This is a genomic window from Candidatus Bodocaedibacter vickermanii, assembly GCF_014896945.1.
GTDB classification, from domain to species: domain Bacteria; phylum Pseudomonadota; class Alphaproteobacteria; order UBA6184; family UBA6184; genus Bodonicaedibacter; species Bodonicaedibacter vickermanii.
On the sequence record NZ_CP054719.1, the window covers coordinates 828,931 to 850,460 of the forward strand.

The 21,530-nt window shown below is 38.3% G+C and carries 15 protein-coding genes and 2 tRNA genes; 6 read left to right on the forward strand and 11 right to left on the reverse strand.

All coding sequences use genetic code 11. The features are described 5' to 3' along the window. Positions 1–22: 22 nt before the first annotated feature. The 4 genes from rpsU to CPBP_RS03830 form a co-directional block, all read right to left on the reverse strand. A complete protein-coding gene (rpsU, locus tag CPBP_RS03815; protein ID WP_350331542.1) occupies positions 23–226 on the reverse strand; it encodes a 30S ribosomal protein S21 in 204 nt (67 codons plus the stop codon). Positions 227–255: 29 nt separating this feature from the next. Next, positions 256–332: transfer RNA gene (locus CPBP_RS03820), tRNA-Arg, on the reverse strand. A gap of 96 nt (positions 333–428) precedes the next feature. Next, on the reverse strand, positions 429–1,739 hold the full coding sequence (locus CPBP_RS03825) for a M23 family metallopeptidase (RefSeq protein ID WP_350331543.1): 1,311 nt from the start codon (positions 1,737–1,739) through the stop codon (positions 429–431). Positions 1,740–1,803: 64 nt separating this feature from the next. Next, positions 1,804–1,880: transfer RNA gene (locus tag CPBP_RS03830), tRNA-Pro, on the reverse strand. Between the two features lie 252 nt (positions 1,881–2,132). On the opposite strand from CPBP_RS03830, the gene CPBP_RS03835 reads away from it, so the two are divergent. After that, on the forward strand, positions 2,133–2,408 hold the full coding sequence (locus CPBP_RS03835; protein WP_350331544.1) for an HU family DNA-binding protein: 276 nt from the start codon (positions 2,133–2,135) through the stop codon (positions 2,406–2,408). 808 nt (positions 2,409–3,216) lie between these two features. Here CPBP_RS03835 and tolB read toward each other — a convergent pair. The 7 genes from tolB to CPBP_RS03870 all read right to left on the reverse strand — a co-directional run bounded on the left by tolB (position 3,217) and on the right by CPBP_RS03870 (position 12,780). Further along, on the reverse strand, positions 3,217–4,530 hold the full coding sequence (tolB, locus tag CPBP_RS03840; RefSeq protein ID WP_350331545.1) for a Tol-Pal system beta propeller repeat protein TolB: 1,314 nt from the start codon (positions 4,528–4,530) through the stop codon (positions 3,217–3,219). A gap of 39 nt (positions 4,531–4,569) precedes the next feature. After that, positions 4,570–7,230: a hypothetical protein gene (locus CPBP_RS03845; protein WP_350331546.1), complete on the reverse strand. Its 2,661-nt coding sequence runs from the start codon at positions 7,228–7,230 to the stop codon at positions 4,570–4,572. Between the two features lie 122 nt (positions 7,231–7,352). Then, positions 7,353–8,426: a 6-phosphofructokinase gene (locus CPBP_RS03850; RefSeq protein WP_350331547.1), complete on the reverse strand. Its 1,074-nt coding sequence runs from the start codon at positions 8,424–8,426 to the stop codon at positions 7,353–7,355. A 124-nt stretch (positions 8,427–8,550) separates the two neighbouring features. Beyond that, positions 8,551–8,796 (reverse strand): glutaredoxin 3, encoded by a 246-nt coding sequence (gene grxC / locus CPBP_RS03855; RefSeq protein ID WP_350331548.1) that lies wholly within the window; start codon positions 8,794–8,796, stop codon positions 8,551–8,553. 6 nt (positions 8,797–8,802) lie between these two features. Next, entirely contained in the window at positions 8,803–10,110 is a 1,308-nt protein-coding gene (locus CPBP_RS03860; protein WP_350331549.1) for a heme biosynthesis HemY N-terminal domain-containing protein, read from the reverse strand. Next, a complete protein-coding gene (locus CPBP_RS03865; protein ID WP_350331550.1) occupies positions 10,107–10,994 on the reverse strand; it encodes a hypothetical protein in 888 nt (295 codons plus the stop codon). The genes CPBP_RS03860 and CPBP_RS03865 overlap by 4 nt, the downstream gene beginning before the upstream one ends. Before the next feature lie 58 nt (positions 10,995–11,052). Continuing rightward, entirely contained in the window at positions 11,053–12,780 is a 1,728-nt protein-coding gene (locus CPBP_RS03870; protein ID WP_350331551.1) for a PHA/PHB synthase family protein, read from the reverse strand. A 79-nt stretch (positions 12,781–12,859) separates the two neighbouring features. On the opposite strand from CPBP_RS03870, the gene recJ reads away from it, so the two are divergent. From recJ to CPBP_RS03895, 5 genes are read left to right on the forward strand one after another with little or no spacing between them, the layout of a single operon-like run. Beyond that, positions 12,860–14,632, forward strand: coding sequence for a single-stranded-DNA-specific exonuclease RecJ (recJ, locus tag CPBP_RS03875; RefSeq protein WP_350331552.1), 1,773 nt, complete (start codon positions 12,860–12,862; stop codon positions 14,630–14,632). After that, positions 14,629–15,276, forward strand: a complete 648-nt coding sequence (gene lipB / locus CPBP_RS03880) for a lipoyl(octanoyl) transferase LipB (RefSeq protein ID WP_350331553.1) — start codon at positions 14,629–14,631, stop codon at positions 15,274–15,276. The genes recJ and lipB overlap by 4 nt, the downstream gene beginning before the upstream one ends. Then, positions 15,273–15,965, forward strand: a complete 693-nt coding sequence (gene dnaQ, locus CPBP_RS03885) for a DNA polymerase III subunit epsilon (protein WP_350331554.1) — start codon at positions 15,273–15,275, stop codon at positions 15,963–15,965. The genes lipB and dnaQ overlap by 4 nt, the downstream gene beginning before the upstream one ends. Further along, entirely contained in the window at positions 15,947–17,767 is a 1,821-nt protein-coding gene (locus CPBP_RS03890; RefSeq protein WP_350331555.1) for an autotransporter assembly complex protein TamA, read from the forward strand. Before dnaQ ends, CPBP_RS03890 begins: the two co-directional genes overlap by 19 nt. After that, positions 17,768–21,202 carry a translocation/assembly module TamB domain-containing protein gene (locus CPBP_RS03895; protein WP_350331556.1) on the forward strand — a complete coding sequence of 1,145 codons (3,435 nt, stop codon included), beginning with the start codon at positions 17,768–17,770 and terminating at the stop codon, positions 21,200–21,202. It abuts the gene before it with no gap. The last annotated feature ends 328 nt before the right edge of the window (positions 21,203–21,530 follow it).

Consider the following 21,530-nt stretch of genomic DNA (forward strand, 5'->3'; position numbering starts at 1 on the left):
GGTTTTAAACAGATTTCTAAAATTAGAATCCGTCGCGTTCTAAACGTTTACGCATTAACTTGCGCACACGTCTACCTGATTCTGCTGATTCGCGTTTGCGTTTTTCACAGGGTTTCTCGAAAGCACGACGCATTTTCATTTCACGAAAAACGCCTTCACGTTGAAGCTTTTTCTTCAAAGCTCTCAACGCTTGTTCCACGTTATTATCACGGACTAATACTTCCATCTATGTCACCCCCTTTCATACAAATCTAATGGCGCGCCCTGCAGGAGTCGAACCTGCGACAACCAGCTTAGAAGGCTGATGCTCTATCCAGCTGAGCTAAGGGCGCAAAATACCATGAAACAACTATTAATAGGTTACGCGAAAATTGTCAAGGAAAGATTAACTCCTAATCTTTTTTTCTAAAGCATTAGGAGTTTTATAGTTAAAGCTTTGTGCTTTTGACCGATGCATTGACTTTTTCATCAATCTCACGACGAACTTTCTGGAATTTCGACAGATCATTTCCAGCCAGTTTATTGGTTGAATTATGTAGCGATTTAGTCTTTGGATTAATCTGCGCACCATTCTTTTTTAACTCAAAGTGCAAATGCGGTCCGGTACTTGATCCAGTCGTTCCAACATACCCAATTGTTCTTCCTTGAGCTACTCGAACGCCAGGATGAATATGTTTTGCATAACCATTCAAATGTGCATACACTGTTGAATAGCCACCAGCATGTTGAATTTCAATGTAATGACCATAATCACCATACCATGACGATCGCGTTACAACACCATCTGCGGCTGCAATTACCGGAGTCCCCTTCGGGGCAGCAAAATCTAACCCGCGATGGAACCGTGTATATCCATGTATCGGATGTAATCTAGGGCCATATCCAGAAGAAATTCTGGCGCCATTAATCGGAGTAGACATAAATTGTTTTTTAACGCTTTGCGCATCTGCATAGTAGAACCCAACACCATTTTCAGTTTCAAATGAATATACAGGTCGGTTCTTACCTTTAATTTTTAAATTTGCATACAACAGGTTGCTAATATGTTCTTCACCAGTATCGGGATCTACACTTCGTTCAAAATAAACAGAAAACGAATCTCCCGCTTTAATATCACGTTGAAAGTCAACGTCATAACTATACGCAGCAATTAATTGTCGAATAACCGCATAGGGAACTTTCTTTTTAGCCGCATCAGCAAACAAACTTCCCTTAATCGGAACGGTCACACATTCGGTAAGTTGTTTTAATTCTTTTTCTAACAACTTTGCCTGATAGTAACCGTCCTTATTCTTGATGACTTCTACCTGGCTACGCTTATCTTTCGCAACCGACAATCGTAACAACTCACTGGTTCCATCAGCGTTACCTTTAATTAGTAAACTAATCTTTTCGTTCACACGAATTTTTTTAGGGCTAACATATTTAGAAAGTGCTTGAATAATCAGCAAGGATTGTTTTTTTGAAATCTTTTTTTCTTGTAGAATGTCAGCCAACGTATCGCCAGGCTCGACAGATACCACAAAATTTTGTGGCATATCCGGAACAATAACAGTCGTCGTTGCTGATGTCGTTTTAGATAATTCTAAAGAATTTTCTGTAATAAATTGTAAGATTCGCTTTTCTTGCACAGGATCAACTTTGTTTGATGGCACCAATGACCAAAGCCCCAGCAGAACCAATCCACTGGCAGATCCTAATAAGAATACATTGTTTCGTAACGTGTCTAAGATGTTCATATAAAATAGTCTCCCCTTGGATACCCCATTAAGTATCATAGTGAACTTTTTATTCTTATTCAAGTGGTCGGGGTGAGAGGATTCGAACCTCCGGCCTCTTGCTCCCAAAGCAAGCGCGATACCAGGCTACGCTACACCCCGTTGTGTATAGACATTAAAGCCCTTATCTCACATTCAAACATAAAATGCAACAACTTCGTGTCAACAGCCCCCATATTGACTACACTTCTTTAAATTAATTAATCAATTATTTATTTTTCATTAATGCCGATTAACCTGTTAAAAGGTGTGTTGAAAAAATCACGATTTATAATTTAACCACATTCTTCTTGATTAGTATGAAAAATCCGGATTATTCTTAATAAAAATTAATAATAAGAAAGGGTACCTCTAATGAATACAACTGATCTAATTAATGTCGTTGCCACCGAAACGGGATTCACAAAAACTGATACAAAGAAATTAATCCAAACCCTATTTCAAGAACTTGCAAAGGGTCTAAAAAAGAATGAAGAAATTCGAGTAAGTGGATTCGGCACGTTCTATCAAAAGAAACGTGAAACTACCCAAGGACGCAATCCTCAAACTGGAGCGCCCATCACCATCCCAGCAGCAATACAAGCCAAATTTCGCCCAGCAAAAGAATTAAAAGAAACTATCAACGCCTAATTATTAGGTTGATAGCCTTTGAATCCCCCCCCCTATAGCTATATGCGGGGGATTTTTTTACTCATGGGATTTGTTAATAAACTTAGGAACTAACAATTATGACCCCCAATGCGTAAGCCGACGCAGAATGAGCAGTAAGTTTTTTGGGCAAAACATATTCTCTATAGCTAAACACCTTTAATTCTGACACAGTACTGAGAGAGTATTTTTATACCTTACGGAAAATGTTCATAAAGATAAAAAATATCCACCTCGTCAATCTTTTGTTAACGTTTGTGAGGTATATTAGTTTTAGAGATCTCATACATTATTATTTTAACCCACCATTTCGAGAAGAAATGACGGATTGTTTCGTCTATTTAGTCTCGATTTAGGGAGTGGGTTTTGTCCCCCCACCCGAAGGTCACTGAGGGTGACTGGGGCGGGGGGTGGTAAAAAAATCGTGTTAACTCAATCTTAACCTTTATTAACCCCAGATTAACCACTGCGCTTTTTCTGATAATCTGTAATCAAATACATGTGCCTTGCTATAATTAGAATGAGCCCCATTTTGGATGAACGTCCCACTTAAAAAACACCACAGCGAAAGATGCTAATTATAGCCAATCACGAAAAAACGAACCTGTGAGCCTTGGGATCATCTCTATATTTACTGCACAAAACCCATGTTTTAGCACATCGAATCTACCTCAAGGGTACATCGTCACGCTATATATAGTGCGCGTCGATGGCGAAGGATACAAGCGCACACAATAAAGACAAAAAAGGGGGCCAAAGCCCCCGTTATCAATTTCTACAAGACACGTGTCTACAAACTTGCAGACCATTCTGGATCTGTTGCATCTCTAGGTGTTAACATTTCCCGCTCATTAAACCCGGAAATATGAATGGAATAAATTCTTGCAATCTCAGTTTTTGTACGAGGATTAATCGGTGTGCGCCGTGTGTACATCACCATCTGACTATTAGGAGACCACGTGGGGGCTTCCACGAAAAAGCCCTGCGCCAATGTACGCTCACCCGTGCCATCTGGCCTTAACACCCCCACATAAAACGTTCCCCCATGCGTTTTTGTAAACGCCAGATGTTGTCCATTAGGAGAAAACACAGGTGTATAATATCGCCCTTGTCCAAACGTGATACGCTTTGCCGACTCTCCTTTGGTTTCGCCACTTCGATCCATAATATAAATCTGTGGTGTACCACTACGATCCGATACAAAGGCAATATGCTGACCATCGGGCGAATAATAAGGAGATGTATTTAGGGACGGAATTTTCGTTAACTGTTTTTTCTCGCGCGTCTTTAAATCCATTTCATAAATATGAGAAACCATTCCTTCTGCAATACTAAATAATATTTTCTTTCCATCGGCTGAAAATCGCGGGGCATAACTCATCCCCTTAAATTTTCCAAGCAACTCTGTGGTATGTTCGTGAATATCATAGATAAAAACATTACCCGCATGATTCACTATACTAAAATATGCGACTTTGTTTCCGTCAGGAGAAAATCGAGGTGTCATTACAAATGTACGACCCGATGTTAAATCACGATGATTCTCCCCGTCGCAATCCATTACAGCCAAACGTTTAATACGCTGATCAGCCCTACCCATTTCTGAAACATAAGCTATTTTGGTTGTAAAGTACCCTTTTTCTCCTGTCAAACGCTCATAAATTGCGTTAGAAATCATATGGGCTAACTTTCTAAAATCAGCTTTGTCAGCATGCATTTCTAAAGCAACCATTTGCTTTTCAGCAAATACGTCGACCAGCCTAAACGTAACAAACACCTTGCCGCTAGACTCTTTAATTGTCCCGTATACTAACGCATCTATTTTAATTAAACGCCAATCTGAAAATCGAACTGATTTGTGAATCGATTCAGAATCTTGAATATATGCATCCTGAGGGATTGTTTTAAATAATCCTGAATTACCCAAATCGTTCGCTATAATCTGGCGAATATTTTTTCCTAAATCGCCATCTCCATTAAAATCAACTACAGCGATTGGTATAGGGGAAAATATTCCTCGATTCACTTGAACTTTTAATAAACCACACACTGTGGAAATGTTAAATACCACAGACATTACACAGAAAAATAATACTTTTCTCATTAAAGAACCTCCTTATACGCGGCTATATTAACGCGTTTTCTAGTTGGTTGGAACTGCTTTTAATTGATTAAATAAATTTTCTATTTTATTGGTTTCATTAATTTCATTTGTGATCACTTGTCGCGTCAGCGTGTCGGACAAACTATTGTAAGGCTCTGTGGTCAGATCTTGCAACAAGACTTTATACTTTGAAAGCACCCCCTCATATTTCTGAAGGATCCCTTGAAGAGTAACTCTAGTTTTTTGCCTACCCACATTCTTTGAACGATATTTTTCCTCATTCAAAACCAACGCCGCCGCCAAATGAACAATATATCTTTCTTTGCGTTCACTATCTAATTGGTTACCATGCACATCAATAAGCTCCTCCAGAGCATCTGCTGCACCCGACCAGTTTTTCTGCCCCCACAACAATGACGACTTTATCTTCAACCCTTCTAATGAATGGTTAACTTGTAAGAAAACCAAAGCTTCATCTTGTTTGTTTTTTAATAATGAAAGTCGCGCTTTGAAAACTTGTATCTTTTCCATCTCACCTTTGGTCAACTTTCCACCTTTTTCAACTATCTCTATCAAATCTTTTGCTTTAGACATATCTTCATTTTTTATGTAAAAATCCAGCAATTGAAAAAATACCGCCTGTTGTTTTTTAGGCTTTAATCGAACTTCCTCTCTTCGGATATACATTTCTATCAGTTGAATAGACTCTCCCAGCAACCCTATTCGCTGAACCTTTTGTGTCAAATCAAGAATAGTATCCGCTATATGTCCGCTTGATGGTAAATCGTCCACAAACTCTGTAAGCAGTTGTAACGTAAAAATCAACCCACTTTTCTCAAGGGCTTTCTCTCGCATTAGCTCATACATTAAAGTTTGAATTTGAGGTTTTATTTTGAAATATGCTTTTGGATGAAATTTTTTATACATCACCGCAAGTTCCAGCCCATACAGATAATTGTTCGCACTTATGTGATATCTAAACAAATAATCTAATACTTCTAAATGATACAAGCTCCCCTCAATAAGCGGTAAGATTATCTCTAATTTTTCTATATACTGAAGATGGTCTCTTTTCTTCCAATCAACCAAATCGCTTTCAAGAATAACACGCGCTTCTAATAATGGATCTTGAGTTTGACGTAACAGCCTTTTAAACTCTGACACTTCACTCTGCTTGTATTTTGTTTTTCTAATTTTGGTATATAAAAACTGCTTTAATAAAACTGTCTCTGGAGAAAGTCGCGTTTCATTAGCTTTTTGAATAATAGCTTCAGCTAGATCAATATCATTTTGTAAGATCAATAGATCTGCCAAGGAAACCAACAGCATTGATTTCACAGGCTCTGGGAATGTATTAATGCTGTGACTTAAATACTCCCCCAGGAAATAAGGTATGACCTTTTGCTCTAATTTAGCCAAGGCAAACGCACACCAAGCCGCAGCTTCTAAATCCGCCTTGTGAAATGAAAACAGCTTATTAACAACATCAGCCTCAATAATTCCATCCACAATTCCAGCAATGCTACTTAATAAAGCTATAAACTCAGGATCAATTTCGGCAGATTCTTGCGATAACACTTTGGTTTCACTTGCCGCTTCAGATCCAAAACCGTTTGATAAGTACAATAAAATAAGATCAACGTGTTTTTGAATACTATTTTCATCCATGGACACGATACTACCCAACAACTTTTGTTTATAACGCCAAAATGGCTCGGACAAATCATGCCGACTAAAATCTATCTTTTTAGGTTGATCATGAGGCAGCGTACCTACATCAGATAATAATGTGATAAAATCTCTATCCATTTCTATCGCTTCGGGAGTATCTGTCTTAAAAGCACCCCCCACCGACGTCGCCAAAACATTCACTTTTTGATGAGCAATCTGTATTGGCACAAACACTTCTGGACTCAACGTACAAAAAACAGAAATTCCATTCACGTCCACCGGGTCAAACAACCCAGACCTGTTCATTTTGATTTTTTCAGTTCCATCTCGTATGAAAAATTGTGGGTTATTTCCATAGGGTAATGCTCGTTTGAAGTCTATTTTCCATCCATCATCTCCCTTAGATACAATCGGATTTGTAAAATCTTTTGCTGCTATCTGCAACACAAACGCACCACTTATTTTTAACAACTGAATAGAATATTTTTCTTCTATTTGTTTTTCAAGTATAGGGAGCTCATCTTTTAAAATGACAATCCATATTTTTTTTTCATACTCATAAACAGCAATCGGAGCATCCTGGTATTTTAACAGAATCCCATTATCACCACTTGTGGTAACAGTTGCCCCCATATCTGGCTTTAACTCACCAAGATAATCAGCGACTCTCCTAAATAAGTTTTGCAAATCAATCCCTGCGGCTTTAGCCTCGTCCTTTTTTTCAGCAACCGCTGTATGAGTTACTTTAATACTAGGATGGGGAACAAGCTTTAATTCTTGCCCCCCACCTTTATAAACATCCAGGTATGTTATATTGCCGTATGATTTAGCTATAAAATTGCGATTAGGCGACACATTAATAGTCAGAACCGTTTGGTTGCCCTCCTGTCTATAAGAACTTCCAGGAAACACACTGATTAAACGATCTAACAATAATTCAGATTTTTGAAAAAATCGAACCTCAAAACCTGTAGATTTTCGAACATAATCAAAATTAATCGGCTGTGGCCAAGTTAACGACAATCTCACAAACTCAGGATGATCTCCAATTTGCACAGAAACTATTGCCGTGGAACTTGCATACGCGGATCCATATAAAATACACAGCCCAGCAAACAGCGATGCTAACTTTGTTAGAGCCGCTTTAAATATTATGCGTCTCCCAAGCAAATGCCTAAACCTCGTGCCGTATGTATCAAATTACCATGAACATTAACATGGTTATATGTATTAATAGTGTGCTCTATGGGGACGTGAGCAATCGCATTGTTTTGAGTTACAACCACTTGACCAAACTTTTCTTGCACCGCTAAATCAACTGCATACACACCTAACTGCGATGCTAACAATCGATCAAATGAATTTGGGCTTCCTCCGCGTTGTAAATGACCCAATACAACTGGTCTAGTTTCCAATCCAGTGTGCCGCTCAATCAAGTTTGCAATATACGCTGCTGAACCATCATAACGCGGACGATTGTTTACCTCATCCATCACCATTACAGACGATCCGTCAACTGTCTTAATAGCTTCTGACACCACAACTATTGCGAATTTCTTTTGAGAACGAAATACCTTTTTCAAATGCGCCGCCACAACATTCATTGAATAAGGCACTTCCGGAATTAAGATAATGTCAGCACCGCCAGCAATACCGCCAGCAATGGCCAAATGACCCGCATCACGCCCCATAACCTGAACAACGATAATGCGCTGATGGCTTTCAGCCGTAGTTTGCAATTTATCGATGCAATCAGAAATCACCTGTACACTGGTAGAATACCCAATAGCATAATCCGTACATGACAAATCATTATCAATCGTTTTTGGAATCCCAATAACATTCATATCAAATTTCTTCATTAATGAATGCATAATTGAAAAGCTCCCATCTCCACCTATAGAAATAATCACATCCAATTCTAATGCTTTATAAGATGCGGCTATTTCAGCGGTCACATCAATGTGAATTCCCTCGTCGGTAAGGTATTGAAAAGGATTTCCTTTGTTAATGGAGCCAAGAACTGACCCACCCTTCATTAAATATTCATACGAAACTTTTTTCGGGGTTAGATTAACATAGTCTCTGTTTAATAAACCGATTGACCCTTGACGAAATCCAAGGACTTGAATACCAAGATCGCAAGCTCTTAACGTAACGGCACGTATCGCAGCATTTAAACCAGAACAGTCTCCACCACTTGTCATCACACCAATTTTTTTCATTATATAAAAATCACTTTTTTAATATAGCTAGATTAATTTAATTTAGGTACAGGAACGAGGCGAGACATGTACTAAAATGTATATTAGCGACCAAATGACGCATACCCAAATTATAAGAAGTCAGCTATAGTTTATCTAATCCACCAGATAAATACAATGCCTCTAAATCATCACATCCACCCACATGCGTGTTATTAATAAAAATTTGAGGTACGGTTTTACGACCACCCGATCGATCCAGCATTTCTTGGACCAACGCTGGATCTTCGGAAATATCAACTAATTCATACTGTATATTGTTGCGATCTAAAATACCCGCAGCCTTTACACAATATGGACAATACGGCTTTGTATACATTACGTTATTCATTGCGCGCTAAACTCCTTTTATTGCAAAAAAATTGTTTTCATGTTCGTGTTCACCCTTCCAAAAATAAGAGCCCACGTCTCCACATCGCAAACACTCAGCTTCCCATTGATATGAAACAGATTTGCAATGTGCACACTCCCATCCTTCAAATCGCTTGTGCGCAGCAACTTGTTTTATCCAAAGTGGATAATCTACTTTTTCCGCAGCATCCTTTTTAGAAAGATCAGCACGCAATTCAAACAAACCATAGGACATACCTCCGTTGGCTTGAATAGCTTTTTCTAAATAGTATCTAGCCTTTTGATAAAACTCACTTTGAATGCATGCCTTAATCACAACAACATACCCTTCGGTGCTAGCGCTTGATATTTCCAGCAATTTTAAGGCTCCCGCCAACATTTCTTCAGAATTCAGACCAGTTAATGTTTCCAGATAAACATGCCCTAATTCGGGTTGACGAGAATACTTCCACACAGTCTCAATCACCTGTTGAGCTTTTTTTATGCGTCCTGCTTCTATATGCAATCTAGATATCTCAATTCCCACAATTGGATTTGTTTTGTCTAGCTCATGCGCCAATTGCAAACATTTAAGTTTCTGTTCCAATTTTGTTTCCATACGACTTTGCAACACATAACACAATGCCATTTTTGCATCTGCATCAGAATGATTAAGTTGTCTAAGTTTTTTAGCAATCTCCATTGCCTTTTGAACATCACCCTGATGAACATAAACCTTGAACAAAGTCTGCAATAACCAAATAGCATTTGGGTATCGCTCAACAGCAGCTTCAACTTCATTGACAGCCGTTGCTTGATCTCGCTGTTTTAACAGTTGTTCAATACGCAACCGATATCCAGCCAAGCCAAAACTTTTAGACTTAACCAACCCCGCAATCACGCTTTCATCCAACCCACTGCCAACTTCGTTCATAGCAACAGCATAAACCCACTGCGCAAACAGAGACTCCTTTAATAGCTCTGAGCCCTTGCGAGCCTTCTTCAAAGCAACTTCTGAAAGCCCTCCAGCAAGAGCAGAAATCGCTTCTTCTGTATATCGATGACCCTCCAGTTCATGGCGATTCCTCCAGTATTGTCTTAAGTTTTTTGCTAGCTGTCCTAAATAATTTACAAACAAAAACACATAAAACAATATCCATGTGCCCAACAAAATCAGCAATACAAAGGTTCCGATTTTCATCGAAACGGATACATTTTCCCAACGAATATCTACATGACCTTTTGCTTGATACGCAAATACAACCACGCCCCCAATACACAAGAACAATAATAATTTCAATATAGACTTAATCATTTAATTCGCTTCACCCTGTTTAAAATTAATTGCCCCTGTTGATAGTTGCGCAACTTGTCCATCCAGTCTTTCACAAGCGTTTTAGTCGGCACATCAAATCGATTAGTATAAAGATCCACCCACCGACACAAGGCCTCAACGTCATTTTCGATCAAAAATTTATCTACTTGTCGGATAAATACTTCTTCAGAAGTTAAGTAATCTTTGTCTAATCGCTGAATTTTAAAGATGCTCTTTAAGAAAATTTTAAACCCATCCCACCAACTTTCAGACAATACTATTTCTTTCTGCAAAGGTTGAGCTTGCAATTTTATGCTGCTTCGAAACTTAGCCCAGCTTTCAGAAATATTTTTATAGGTTGGAATAAAATCTATCCCAGAAATCATCTCGCGAATTTTTTCTGGGATTAACGGATTCTCACGAAACGAGGTTAAGGGCTCTGCTGCGTTAATTGCCTTGGCAATATCGTCACGCCATTCTTGATTGTTTTGAGTTTTAGAGACATCAGCTGATATCTTATGATCAAGCTCTTTTAGTTTTGCCTCCATAATCTGAAGATCTCGCTGTATATCGACATACAGCAGACTGTGCTGCTCAAGGCTAAGAACTTTAGCTTGCAATGCATCAATGCCTTTACGCAATTCTTCAACATCTGACATCGGCGCAACACCCCGTGTCGCAGTCATTGTCTCTGACAATTGCGACTCAATAGAATTAATATACGGCTTAATAATAAAATGCCACCCCGTTGCAACCACCACAACAAGACATATTAAACTCGTCAAAAGCAATCGCACAAATATGTTAGCTGGCTGAGCCATCTTTGGTTGCATCTCAGTCATTTCAGCAGGCACGTCCTGTTCAGAATTTCGATTGTCGGTCATTTTGTAACACCATTAAAGCAATCGAATTATAACACGCTCACACAGCTTGCCAACTAATTTATTCGCACGATTTTAGAACATACTCCCCAGGTGCTTCGCTTAATGCTGGATATTCAACCGATCCTACAGATCGTGCAGCAACTTTTGCCCCGCCTAGCCCTGATAACCATTGGTGCCAATGAATCCACCACGAACCGGCATGCTCTTCTGCTCCAGCTTGCCACTCATCTGCAGATGCCGTCAAATTCTTATTCAGCCAATATCCATATTTTTCTTTCACCGGCGAATTAATAACTCCCGCCACATGACCAGATCCACCCAATACAAATTGCAGTTTTGCATTTTTCATTAATGATACACCGGAATATGTCGCCTTCCATGGCGCAATATGATCATCCTTAGTTGACATCATATAAATAGGCAGATCGATGTTGGACAGATCGATACCCTCACCATTCACCTTATATCTTCCTGGTTGAGTCAATCGATTCTGTTGATAGAAAAAACGCAACAAATTACTATGCATTGCTTCTGGCATATTCGTATTGTCAGAATTCCAATACAAAAAATCAAACGGTACGGGGTCTTTCCCCATATAATAATTATTCACAACGTATGACCAAACCAATTCCGATGGTCGCATCATATTAAATGTACGTGCCATTATTTTACCACTTAGATATCCTTTGTCGCTCATTAACTTCTCGATTTTCTGAACATACTCTTCACTTGCAAACGCGGTTAAATCACCCGCATCGGAAAAATCTGTTAGTGTCGTAAGTAATGTTAATGATGCAATATCACTCCGTTTCACTGCCGCAAAGTAAGATGCCACACACACCAACAACGTTCCACCAAGGCAATACCCCATGGCATCGACTTTTTCAACATCGGTGATCTTTTGTATCACTTCAATCGCAGCCTTTGGACCCTCTAAAATATAAGATTCGATCGTTTTGTATCGGTGAGCAATATCTGGATTTACCCATGAAATAATAAAAACAGTTCTGCCCTGATCCAACAACCATTGCACCATAGATTTTTCAGGTGATAAATCAAACACATAATATTTATTAATCCACGGCGGAACAATTAGCATGGGCGTCTGAAAAACATCTTGGGTTGTTGGGTTATATTGCATCAGCTCGATCAGATCATTCCGAAAGACAACGCTCCCTTTTGAAAGTGCGATATTTTCCCCAATCTTAAAATGGTTCATATCCGTCATGTCTGGATCTTTACCTTTGTGTAAGTCCTCCATCATGGTAATGAACCCCTTCATCACACTGGCTCCCCCCGTTTTTTGCGCCTCCTCTATGACAGAAGGATTCAGAAATGCAAAGTTATTGGGCGACATGGAATGAGTAATTTGTTGGGCATAAAAACGCAGTTGTTTTTTTTCTTCAGGATCTAAATCAAGCTCGTCATCGTTCAACGTTTTTTCAAACCAATCTGAAAACACCAAATACGACTGCTTCATGATATCGAAAAAAATATTTGATTCCCAGTGATCGTGGTTAAACCGCTTATCTCTAGATGCCAATGCAATGGGTGGTTCTGCAAACTCACCGCCCATACGCTTTATTATATACTTGCTTAAAACCTCGGTACAGCTTTGTAAAGACTTTTGCACATCTTTACGCTTGTCTGGATCGCTCATTATTTTCTGCAAAGCCCCAGACATACTTGATATTAAAACACCCGGGTCCATAAATGGATTATGAGCATTTGCCGGAGCACTCGACGGATTCCAAAAATTAAATGGATTAAAATTATTATTTAGCATGTTTGTTTCAAATTATTATTAATTTTGTTATATTTAGGTTTATACACCCTAACATTAATACTATTACTGATTTATTACCATGATGCCAGAAAAATCTACAGCCAACAAAAAATCTGTATTGGGAAATCTTTGGGTTCAATCCAAGGTGGATGAAGCTATATCTAAACAGCTTAAAAATCAGGCTGACTATCCCCAAATAATATGTGATTTAATTGCCTCCCGCGATATTGATTTACACACTGTTTCTCATTTCTTAAATCCAACACTAAAACATTTTCTGCCTGATCCATTTCTATTGAAAGACATGAAACAAGGGGTTGATCGCATTATCGATGCCGTCACTCACAATCAAAAAATTACTGTTTATGGTGATTATGATGTTGATGGAGCAACCTCTACCGCACTATTGATTCGATTCTTTAGAATGCTGGGTGTTGATATTGAATTTTATATTCCTGATCGTCAAATCGAAGGATATGGCCCCAACACAAAGGCCTTTGAACACCTGGCTTCATCTGGTACACACCTCATTATTACCGTTGATTGTGGAACACTATCCTTTGAACCGATTGCCGTTGCAAAAAAAATGGGAACAGATGTTGTGGTTATTGATCACCACGCCGGAACATCAACGCATCCAGAATGTGTTGCTCTAATAAATCCAAATCGATTAGATGAAACAAGTCCGCTGAAACATCTTGCAGCAGTTGGAATCAGTTTTATGGTATGCGTTGCTGTAACTCAATCATTGCGGGAACAAGGTTATTTCAACGACAAGCCTACCCCTGACCTCATTTCATTGTTGGACATCGTTGCTCTTGGCACTGTATGTGATGTTGTTTCACTGACGGGATTAAATCGCGCCTTTGTTGCACAGGGATTAAAAGTACTTAGTCAATCAAAAAACAAGGGGTTAGCCTATTTAATAAACCTTTTGAACATCGATAGAAATCAGTTGAGCCCTTATCACTTTGGCTTTGTAATTGGTCCCCGAATTAATGCAGGCGGACGTATTGGCACTTCAACCCTTGGCACCATCTTATTGTCCAGCGAAGACGATCAAGTCGTCGCATCTGCCGCAGAGCAACTAAACTCTCTTAACGAGGAGCGCAAGCTGTTACAAGAATCCACACTATTAGACGCTGACTTGCAAGTCAATCCCAACAACCCAATCATTGTTGTCAGCAGCCCAGAGTGGCATCAAGGTGTGATTGGAATTGTCGCAGGAAAACTAAAAGACAAATATCATAAGCCCACTTTTGTCATTGCTGTTGATCCAGTCACTCAAGAGGGGAAGGCCTCAGCCAGATCCATACCAGGATTCGATATCGGCCACAGCATTCACCTTGCCCACGAACACAATGTGATTCTTCAGGGTGGGGGGCATCCAATGGCGGGGGGATTCAGTTTAAAGCATTCTCAAATTGATGATTTTATAACGTTTATGAGCACTCATGTATCTTCAGTTGTATCGGCAGAACACTTTTTACCCAAGCGTACGTTTGACGGGCACCTTACCCTCAACAGCTTGACTATATCGCTACATGATCTTATTGAGCAAATAGGTCCTTTCGGATCTGGCAATCCAACACCCAAGTTTCTATTTCAAAATGTACACCTAAAAAAAATTGTCGTGATGCAAGAAAAACACATTCGATGTTTTCTAGAAGATCCCATTTCTGGCAAAGCTGCAGAAGCTTTAATTTTTAATGCATTTCAATCCGCCATCGGCGACTTTCTAGTAAAACACCAATACAAACATATCGATATTTTAGGAACTCTAAAAAAAGATTCCTGGCAGGATCGCATCACTCTAAAAATATGGATTGAAGATGCTAGAGCCTCATCATGATCCCCATTCGTATTATTCATTCATCCGAACCTGTAAACTATCCCGATGCCATTACATTCATGGAAAACTACGTCGACAACATTATCAACGATGGCGCTCCTGGATGTCTTTGGTTTTTAGAACACCCACACACGATTACTAGCGGAACAAGCGCAGAAAGTTCCGATCTCATTTCACATCCAAACATCCCAATATATGAAGCTGGACGCGGAGGTAAATATACGTATCACGGTCCTGGTCAACGGGTTGTCTATGTCATGTTGGATTTAAAGCTGTTTGATAGAGACATTAAAAATTTTGTTCAGTTATTAGAACAATGGCTGATAAATTCGTTTCGAAAACTAGGATTAACTACTCATGTTAAAGATAAGCAAATTGGCATTTGGATTAACAATTCGAATAATAAAATTGAATCAAAAATTGCCGCCATTGGGCTTCGTGTTAAACGATGGGTAACATACCATGGAATCGCAATTAATGTTTCAACCGACCTTAATCGTTTCCAAGACATCATTCCCTGTGGTATAAAAGATTTAGGTGTTACATCATTCCAGAACGAGGGCATCTCAATTGAACTGCCCCAACTTGATCTTTTACTAATTGATGAATTTTGTAAATTGTTTAAAACACAGGCAGTGCAATGACACGTAAAATTATTTTAGATACTGAAACGACAGGATTAGATCCAAACGCTGGTCATCGCATTGTGGAGATCGGATGTGTAGAACTTATTAACATGATTCCAACCGGTGCGGTATTTCATCAATACATCAACCCCGAGCGTGCAATGCCACAGGAAGCGTTTGCTATTCATGGGCTATCATCAGACTTTCTATCCGGTCATCCAACCTTTCAACATATTGCTTTAGATTTTCTTAACTTTATAGCAGATGATGCAGAGATTGTAATTCATAACGCTAGCTTTGATATGAAGTTTTTGGATTGGGAAATAGAAAAAGCAGGACATCCCAAAATAGATCGTTCTCGTGTAGTTGATACATTAGTGATTGCGCGAAAACAAAATCCGGGCGGCAGAAATAGTCTCGATGCTCTTTGCAAACGCTATGGTATTAACAACTCTCATCGTGAATACCACGGAGCTTTATTAGACTCTCAATTGCTGGCTGACGTATACTTATATTTAATGGGTGGTCGACAGCCCGCGCTAACATTAGACGAACAAGAAATACAACAAACGATAGAAACGCTCTTAGATCACGCTTCTCCTGTTGATTTTGAACACAGATCTTTTCTTCCGTCTGATGAAGAGATACAGTCCCACCTTAATTTAATTGAAAAGATTAAGAATTCAAAATGGCTCACGTATTCTTAACATTAGCAGCATCCATATTTATTTGGCTATCTCCAACACTTGGAGCCGCTCCTAATATTAACTATAAAGCAACAATAGTGGGACTTGAATTATTTCCTGACATCGAACAATCCTCAAAAAAAATGTCTCAAATATTAAACCCAGACACCGATTTTGTTCTTACATCTGAAGGAGTGCTTCGAGATATTTTAAAAGAAGACATTTATCAAATATATGCATACCTGCAATCTTATGGTTTTTATGATGCAAAAATATTTCCTGAAATTGAAATAACTTCCGAACAAGAATACAAGATTATTCTGCATGTAGAGGCCGGAGAACGCTATTCTATCAATCGGATAGACGTATTGGTAAACGGCAAAGACTTTTCAATTGATCCTGAATTACTATCCACAAAAAAAGATACTCCTATAATTCATGAATTAATCTTAAATGATAAAAACAAAATTGCATTATTTTTAAAACAAAGTGGATATGCTTTCGTTGAAACGTTAGATGAACTAGTCGAAATTAATCATGATGCTCTCTTTGGAAATATTACTTATTCATTTAAGGCAGGCGCTAAAGGAACCTTTGGAACCTCTGCCATCAACGGATTGAGCACCGTAAGCAAAGACTACATCCAAAAATTTATTCAATGGAAAACAGGGGATATTTACAGTATTGAACATACAAATAAAACAGAACAGCTTTTATTGGACACTGGATTATTTGATTCGGTCTTAATAACCCCGATTGCAACCAGCAATCCACATGAATTTAATATTGAAATAAAATTAACCGAAAGCAAACACAACCACATTCAATTCAACGTGTATGGTAATATTGCTTTATCTAACAATGAATCGAATCGTTATGAAATTGGCGCCATTCCAAAATACAAACATGATAATGTTGTTGGCGCAAATGAAGTATTCGAGATTACAGCCATCTTATCTAACATTGTTCAAGACGTAAACGTATCCTTAAAAAAACCTCATCTTGGATTATTTAATACAACCGGACGCATCTTTTTTAGTGGAGAACGCCGAACATACGAGGCTTACTCACGCTTAGGAATCGACGGAGGACTTGGTTTAGATTACAAATTCACACCTCAAGTTTCAGTCGACTTAAGTTCAGTTTATGAAAAATATTCGCTGGAACGTAAAACAGACTTACAGAAAAATTCATACGATTTTTTTGGCTTTCCCCTCACATTTCGCATCGACACACGTGAAGATAAAATTTTTTCCAGATCTGGATTACAGCTGGATGTAAGCTGGACACCTTATATAGGCTCACAGTATTCGATGCAACACTTCTTGGTAAAAGGAAACGTTTATCTCCCCATTATTAAAGAGTATTTTATCTTAGCGGGCTGGGGTATGTGGCATTGCCTTTCAGGTGTCTCTTTTGATAACTCCCCCATAGATAAACGCGTCTATTTAGGTGGCAGTCAAAATCTTAGAGGCTATAGCACTGATGCCATAGGTAAAGCAGACCCACTCAAAAAAGATCCAACAAAACTAATCCCCCGGGGGGGGCTTTCTGCGCTTGCCTTTGGATTAGAGCCTCGCTTTGCATTATACCATCCACTCTGGGCTGCTGTATTTTGTGATGTTGGTCAAATTTCAGAATCTGAAAATATTTTCAAAGAAATTCATTCAGCATCTAGGTTATACTGGGATGTTGGATTTAGTTTATTTTATTTTACCGGCTTTGGTCCGCTTCGTTTGGACATAGCGTATCCAATCACTGACAATATCCCTAATGAAAAAAAAGAGTTTAAGTTTTATATCTCGTTTGGACAAGCATTTTAGATGAATAGTATTTCAAAAATAATTCGCATGGGGTTTCTTGTTTTTAGGGCAATGTGCTTATGCATTTTTCTTGTGGGAATATCATTACAGTTTTCTTCAGTGCAAACATTTCTTGTGAAGATCTTTGTGTTAAAGGAAAATCAATCTATTGAAATGGAGGGCTTTTCTGGATTATTTCCTTTTTACTTTTCATTTGAAAAAATCAATCTTTATGAAAATAAACAGCACCTTTTAACTATTAAAAACTTCGCTCTTGATTGGTCGATTCTAGAATTTATTCGCAATCAAGTGATTGCCATTCAAACGTTGAAAATTGAAAATTTGGAATATAATGAACCTTCGTTAAAAACAAAGATCAACTCAGTCTCCATTGAAATTCCTAAAATACCATTTGGGTATATTGCCAATATCAACATTACCAAAGCCACCTATAAAACGGATAACAAAGCCTTTAGTTATAGCGCAAAAGGCAACACGCTTAATAAGAAAAATGGATTAGAATTCAATTTACAACTAAAAAACCTTGAAGACAACTCCAGCGCGGTGATCGCCCATATTAAGTATGATTATCCCACTTCCAAAAAAGCCTCTAACCTTAAGCTATATATCAATGCAAAAGAAACTAAAGGTTTTTTACATTATTTAATCCCGACGACCACGGGTAAGGCAACTTTCTTATTAAAAGGTGAAGGTGAACTGAATGACTTTTCTGCAACCCTTTCAGCAAGCTTTGGGAAAGCTTCCGTATTATCTAACATTACAACCAGATTAGCTTCTGACAGCAAAAATGTTGATATTTTCACAAAACACGTTTACAAAAACAATGATAGTAGCACTACATTCTCAGGAACGATTAGAACAAATCAAGCATTAACCAGTTTTGAGTTACACGACTGCAATTTATCATCAACAGATACCCAAGCAATATCTTTTTCGGGAACGATAAGCAGAAAAGGTTTCTCATTTTTTACAAAAAATCTAGAAATTACCGCGCCGTTAGGATCGAGATATTCGCTTAACACAACAATAAACTTTATGTTTAACCCCAAAGACTTGCTACTAGACGGAATCATAAAAAGTGTACTATTTATGGGTGACCAAAAAATTGCCGTTATGGATGTTCCTTTCTTTATGGATCAAACTTTGGATTCTTTAAAAATAACAGCTCAGTGCATGGGTAATATTCCAGATTTACCTGCAGCATATCAAAAATATTCAACATTTAAATTGATAGCAAACCTTGAACCAGACTCAGTAAAGGCTACTCCCAATATTCGCTTTGAATTAACAAACGATACAAATAAAATTGATGGGAACTTTCTGATACAAGACAAGCCAGAATTAGCCCTAAGCGGGACAATCTTTTCTAATAACTTTCGACTAGACTCTGTGTTTACAGATGGAGAATGGAATATTCTAGCTACAGCAAGTCATGCTCAACAACACCCCTGGTCTATGTCAAAATTAACCGCAAAAATTACTCCTCAAGAAAATTGTACTTTTGAAGGAGAGGTTAGCTTAGACATTGAATCGAAAAACATTGATGTTGAATTTTCAGGAGCCTTTAATATTGCGCGTCAATATTTAGAGTTAGAAACCTTACGCGCAGTCCACAAAGAATCATTTGTCGAGAGCAAGGGTTCTTTAGATCTTCTCAAGAACGAGGGTGCTTTTAGTTGGCATTTTTACACATTTAATGCTGGCGATCTGTTTATAGATAGCAATGCATCGGGTGTTGCTTCTATTTTAGGACAACTGAGCCTTGATTCAAAAGATTGGATTTTGACTTTTTCTGGCGATTTTCACAAACTCATGTTTCCAAATATTGCAGCAAACACCGGCAATCTCTCTGGATCAATTTACTTAAACAACAAAAAGAATGTTCAAATTTCTCTGGCTGCTCGAAAAGCCACTATACAAAAAACAGTCGTTGAAGAATTTTCAGCCACCGCAAATGGAACATTGGATAATTTTTCAACAACGGTTGCTATGACTGGTTTTGCCGAACAAGCATTAAAAGGAAACTTTGCTTTTTCCGTTTTAGATTTAGCAATAGTTGATGTGGATGCTTTAGCAATTCATCTGGGTCAGCACGCAATTCTTTTAGCAAAACCTACTCGCATACAACACACCTCTGAAAAATGGGTCATTCATCCAACAACGATAAATGTCAATGCTGGAAGTATAAGTATTAATGGAGACATTGCACCGTCCTCTGTACTTTTTAATGCCACTTTAAACAAGCTATCTTCCGACCTTTTGTATACGCTAACAAAGGGACAGTATTTTTTAAAGGGTGACTTGGATGGAGAGGTTCATGTATCTGGCGACACGTCTACTCCCACAGTAAAACTTGATTTTAAAACGTCGAATGCTCCTTATACTACCAACTTCTCTGCTCTTTTGCAGAACAGCCTTTTCAAAACAAAAATTGATATCAATAGCAATCAGTTAAATTTGAGCCTAACGGGAACTTTTCCTACAACGGCTCAATTGTCTCCTTTTCTTTTTGAATTAGATTATAATCGCCCGTTCCAAACTCGCGTGCTAGCAACAGGAACATTAGATAATTTACAGCAAATATTTGATCTGAATTATGACAAGGTTTCAGGCCTTGTGGACGGAGATATTCAACTTTATGGAACATTGAACAATCAACTATCAAAAGGCTACATAAAAGTAAAAAATGGTGGATATGAACGTCAAAACATTGGGCTCAAGCTCAATGAGATTAATCTTGATTTTTCCGCCAAGAGCGGGCAGTTTGTTTTACAAAATGCACCCTCCTTCAGCGACCAAAAAGAAGGATCTGGCGAAATTGTTTTCGCAAAACTTGGGATTGGAAAAAACCTTGTTCCTTATTTAAATACTGAAATTAAATTTAATAATATTCATTTGATTGATTTACCCCAAACACGCAGAGGGGGTATGTCGGCTCTATGTACGGCTAGTTTAAAAGCTGACGGCTCCGTCACTTCATTAAAGATTTTTAGTAGAGGAGAAATTTCATCTTTAGAAAAATACATTGGTGATGTTGATCAAGCTCCTACATTTCAAGTAAACCTTGCGCATCAAAATTTACCCCTAGCTTTACCAACAACACAAAGCTTTACAAAAACAGAAGCGGAAACAACGTATGATATTGATCTTTCTCTGGAGCGTCGATTTCATATCTTTGGTCAAGGGCTAGATTCAACTTGGAAAGGTCGATTAGTCATTGAGGGCACCTCAGATGCGCCTCTTTATAAAGGACAATTTACACTTCAAGAGGGACAATTAAGAGTCCTTGATCGTTTCTTTGACGTTCAAAAGGGTGAGATATTTTTTGATGGAGATTTATCTCCCTCTCTATACATTGAATCAAACCTGCAATTACAAGATATGCGCGTACGCATTATTTTAGAAGGAGATACGAATAACCTAAAAAAAGAATAGTTTCAGATTCAACCCTTTCAGAGCAAGAGATTTTACAAAAACTGTTTTTCAATCGGTCGTCAAGCGTTAGCCAATCATTTCAAGCATTAAATTACTTAGCTGCCAGCAACTTTATTAGTTCGTTTATTAATATTGGGTTTTACCAACAAGAAGACCCTATCACTCACGTTGAACGTGAGTTTGTTTCGCTGCAACAAAAGCTTTCTAAGCATACGTATGGTAAAGTCAATGTTGCAATCAACAATATTGACTCTGAAACAGATAGAGTCGCCATTGCAGCTGGCATTCAACCAACTCCTCAAACAAAAGCAGAAGTAACATTTTCGCC